The following is a 3,497-nucleotide window of genomic DNA, read 5'->3' as shown; positions in this document are numbered from 1 at the left end:
TGGGGCTGGTATTATCTCAGCACTATTCTGGATGATTACAGCCGCTACATCATCGCTTGGAAGCTTTGCACAAACATGCGTGCCAAGGATGTGACCGACACGATCGAGCTGGCCCTGACAGCATCGGGCTGCGATCAGGCGGTTGTGCGCCACAAGCCGCGTCTGATCAGCGATAACGGCTCCTGTTACATCTCCGGTGATTTGGCAGAATGGTTGGAAGGGCAAAACATGAAGCATGTCCGTGGCGCGCCGTTCCACCCACAAACCCAAGGTAAAACCGAACGTTGGCACCAGACCATGAAGAACCAGGTTTTGCTGAAGAATTACTACCTGCCCGGCGACCTTGAACGCCAGATCGGGGCCTTCGTCGAATACTACAACAACCAGCGCTACCACGAGAGCCTGAACAACGTCACACCGGCCGACGTCTACTTCGGGCGCGACAAAGCCATTCTCAGGGAAAGGGAGAAGAGCAAGAAACTGACAATCCGCCAATGCCGCTTGCAACATCAAAAACAAGCAGCATAATCAATCACACAAACGAACCAGAGCCTCCAATGCTCAAGCCGCTCTGATGTCCCATTTTATATGACGACGGACAAGCATCACCTTGGAGTCCCGGCGCAGTCCCGGGCAAACAAGCCACGAGGTGCAATAACGGCCGATCCGCTAACGCGCTGATTTTCGAGATAAAAGTGGTGCCCGGGGGCGGAATCGAACCACCGACACGAGGATTTTCAATCCACTGCTCTACCCCTGAGCTACCCGGGCACGGGTGAACATCTCTGTTCGGGTTGCGGCGTTCTATGTCAGCTGTCGGGGGCTGTCCAGAGGGTTTCGACAAAAAACTCAGTGCAACGGCAAGGAATTTCGCGCCAGCACATCCGGCGCCTCCTGCGGCTCTGCCGGCGCGGTGCCCGGCACCGCGTAATGGCCGCCCAGCCAGCGTCCGAGATCGACGTCGGCGCAGCGTTTCGAACAGAAGGGCCGGTAGGCTGCATCGCCTTCGCGGGCGCAGATCGGGCAGCTCACGCGACCATCCCCGCAAGCGGCAGCCGGGCCCGCTTGCGCTGCAGTTCGAAATGGCCGAGCGGGGTCCAGCCGACCAGCGCGGTCTCGGTGGCATCGCCGCGCAGCGCGGCGCGCAGGGCGCCCTCGAAGGCGCGCCGGTCCTTCTTGGGCATCGGCGCCGCGTCGATCGTGATCTGGCCACCCAGCCCGCGCAGGCGCAGCTGGCGCGGCAGTTCGCGGGCCGCCGCCAGGTTGGCCTTGAGCCCCGCCGCAGGCGAGGTGTCGCGGCCGGTGTTGACGTCGATCGCCACCAGCGCGCGCGTCGGCTCGATGAACATCGAGGCCCCAGAGCCGAGGGGCACCGAAATGTCGGCGAGCGCCTCCAATTCGTCCAGCACGCCGTGGCTCTCGAAACCGCCGGGGTCGGTCACCACCCGCGCATCGGAGGTCCATTCGCGCCAGGCCTCGGCATGCGGCGCATCGCCGTCGGTCAGCTTTTCGGCATCGCCCTGCGCATCGGCCATCACCTGGCGCGCCAGCGACAGCATCGCATCGATGTCCTCGGCGATCTCGCCGGCCTCGCCCTCGGCGCAGGAAGAACGCAGGATCAGACCCATCTCGTCACCCTCCTCCATCACCTCGTGGACGATGCCCAAGAGCATGTCGCGGACATCATCATCGCGGATCGAACGGCTGATGTTGCGCCCCGGCGCACCGGGGGTGACGATGGCATAGCGGCTCTTGAACAGCAGCTTCTGGGTCACCGGAATCGCCTTGCCGCCCTCGGCATAGCCGGTGACCTGCACCAGGATCGGCTGCCCCGGCGCCAGCCCCTTGACCTGCCGCAGGAAGGCCGGCCCATCGGGAGTTTTCAGGAACATGCCGCCCCGCCCCTTCACCGGGCGGTCGGCAATGGCGCGATAGATGGCACCCGGGCGCGGCCCGGCACTGTCGATCAGGAAATCGTCGAGCCTGCCATCCACCATCAGCGCCGCCGCTTCGCGCCCCTTCAGGTGGTCGAGAATGATCTGAGAGCCCTTCATGTCATGTCCTTGTAAAGCGGATAGCCCGCCGCCTGCAGCAGATTGGCAGTTTCGGCCACCGGCAGGCCCATGATGGCCGAGAACGACCCGCTGATCCATGGAATGAAGGCGCCGGCGGGCCCCTGAATCGCATAGCCCCCGGCCTTGCCCTGCCAGTCGTTCGAGGCGAGATAGGCGTTAAGCTCGACGTCCGAGAGCCGTTTCATCTTGACCTCGCTGACCACGGTGCGTTCCCAAAGGGTGTCACCACGACGCAGCGCCACCGAGGTGATGACCCGGTGGCGACGCCCGCCGAGGGCGATCAGGAACTCTGCCGCCTCCCCGGCATCGCGCGGCTTGCCCAGAATGCGGCGGCCCAGCGCGACGGTGGTATCGGCGCAAAGCACGATGTCATCGGCCCCTGCCGTTACGGCCAGGGCCTTTTCATGGGCGATGCGCGCGCAATAGGGGCGCGGCAGTTCGTTCTTGCGGGGGGTTTCGTCGATGTCCGGCGGGCGGATGTCGTCGGCCACGACACCGATCTGCGCCAGCAGCTCCCTGCGGCGCGGGCTGCCGGATCCGAGGATAAGTTTCATGCCATCGGTCCTGTCATTTGCCGCGCCACGAGGGCTGTGTCGCTTACTTGAAGCGATAGTTGATCCGACCCTTGGTCAGATCATAGGGGGTCATTTCCACCTGAACCTTGTCGCCGGCCAGAACCCGGATGCGGTTCTTGCGCATCTTGCCTGCCGTATGTGCGATGATCTCATGGCCGTTCTCAAGCTCGACCCGGAATGTCGCATTGGGCAGGAGTTCCTTCACGACACCAGGAAATTCGAGCAGTTCTTCCTTGGCCATGTTTTCTCCTTCACATTGCACCCGCTGGCTGCGGGCTGCCCTTAAATGGGCCGAAACGGGCTGATTTTCAAGGCCGATTCGCATTGCCGCAGGCAATATGTGACGCCGTGACCGGGGCCGAGCGCCCCAGCCGGGCAGGAGCGGCGGCGAAACCGGCGCGACTGGCGTCGTCGCACCGGCCACACCGGCCTGCAAGGCAGCAGTTCACAGGCCGGAAAACGGCAGCCGAGACCCGACCGAGACCCCTTCGGGAGACAGATCGCAACCATAGGCCAGTACCTCGACCCCGGCCGCCACGGCGCGGTCGAAAGCGGCGGCATAGGCCGGGTCGATGTCGCGCGCCAGCGTCACCTGCGCGGCGTCGCTGCGCTGCACCAGATAGAACATCATTGCGCGGTGCCCCTCGGCCACCATCTGCGCCAGTTCCTCAAGGTGCCGGGTGCCGCGCGCGGTGACGCTGTCGGGAAATTCGGCAAGCCCCGGCTGGCGGGACAGGGTCACGCTCTTGACCTCGAGGTAGAGATCCGCGCCGCCGCCCGAAAGCAGGAAGTCGATGCGGCTGCTATGTCCGTATTTGACCTCGGGCCGCACCACCGGGTACTGCGC

6 protein-coding genes and 1 tRNA gene are annotated in these 3,497 nt (G+C 64.1%); 1 reads left to right on the top strand and 6 read right to left on the bottom strand.

From position 1 onward, the window contains the following. On the top strand, positions 1 to 528 hold a 528-nt coding region (locus ABZD10_RS14395; protein ID WP_372887529.1), incomplete at its 5' end, for a transposase. Between the two features lie 168 nt (positions 529 to 696). Here the strand turns inward: ABZD10_RS14395 and ABZD10_RS14390 are convergent. From ABZD10_RS14390 to ABZD10_RS14365, 6 genes are all read right to left on the bottom strand, one after another. Further along, positions 697 to 771: transfer RNA gene (locus ABZD10_RS14390), tRNA-Phe, on the bottom strand. A 78-nt stretch (positions 772 to 849) separates the two neighbouring features. Continuing rightward, positions 850 to 1,032, bottom strand: coding sequence for a DNA gyrase inhibitor YacG (locus ABZD10_RS14385; RefSeq protein ID WP_372887527.1), 183 nt, complete (start codon positions 1,030 to 1,032; stop codon positions 850 to 852). Further along, positions 1,029 to 2,054: a ribonuclease E/G gene (locus tag ABZD10_RS14380; RefSeq protein WP_372887525.1), complete on the bottom strand. Its 1,026-nt coding sequence runs from the start codon at positions 2,052 to 2,054 to the stop codon at positions 1,029 to 1,031. The genes ABZD10_RS14385 and ABZD10_RS14380 overlap by 4 nt, the downstream gene beginning before the upstream one ends. Further along, positions 2,051 to 2,629 (bottom strand): nucleoside triphosphate pyrophosphatase, encoded by a 579-nt coding sequence (locus ABZD10_RS14375; RefSeq protein ID WP_372887523.1) that lies wholly within the window; start codon positions 2,627 to 2,629, stop codon positions 2,051 to 2,053. Before ABZD10_RS14375 ends, ABZD10_RS14380 begins: the two co-directional genes overlap by 4 nt. A 43-nt stretch (positions 2,630 to 2,672) precedes the next feature. After that, positions 2,673 to 2,891, bottom strand: coding sequence for a translation initiation factor IF-1 (gene infA / locus ABZD10_RS14370; protein ID WP_007205486.1), 219 nt, complete (start codon positions 2,889 to 2,891; stop codon positions 2,673 to 2,675). Between the two features lie 204 nt (positions 2,892 to 3,095). After that, on the bottom strand, positions 3,096 to 3,497 hold a 402-nt coding region (locus ABZD10_RS14365; protein WP_372887520.1), incomplete at its 5' end, for a DNA/RNA nuclease SfsA.

This window comes from Shimia sp. (genome assembly GCF_041624275.1).
Taxonomy (GTDB): domain Bacteria; phylum Pseudomonadota; class Alphaproteobacteria; order Rhodobacterales; family Rhodobacteraceae; genus Shimia.
This window is presented reverse-complemented; position numbering and strand designations above follow the sequence as displayed.

Bases quoted from the DNA above. Each gene is read 5' to 3' on its own strand.
- ABZD10_RS14375 (WP_372887523.1), bottom strand. From the start codon at position 2,629: ATGAAACTTATCCTCGGATCCGGCAGCCCGCGCCGCAGGGAGCTGCTG.
- ABZD10_RS14380 (WP_372887525.1), bottom strand. From the start codon at position 2,054: ATGAAGGGCTCTCAGATCATTCTCGACCACCTGAAGGGGCGCGAAGCG.
- infA (WP_007205486.1), bottom strand. From the start codon at position 2,891: ATGGCCAAGGAAGAACTGCTCGAATTTCCTGGTGTCGTGAAGGAACTC.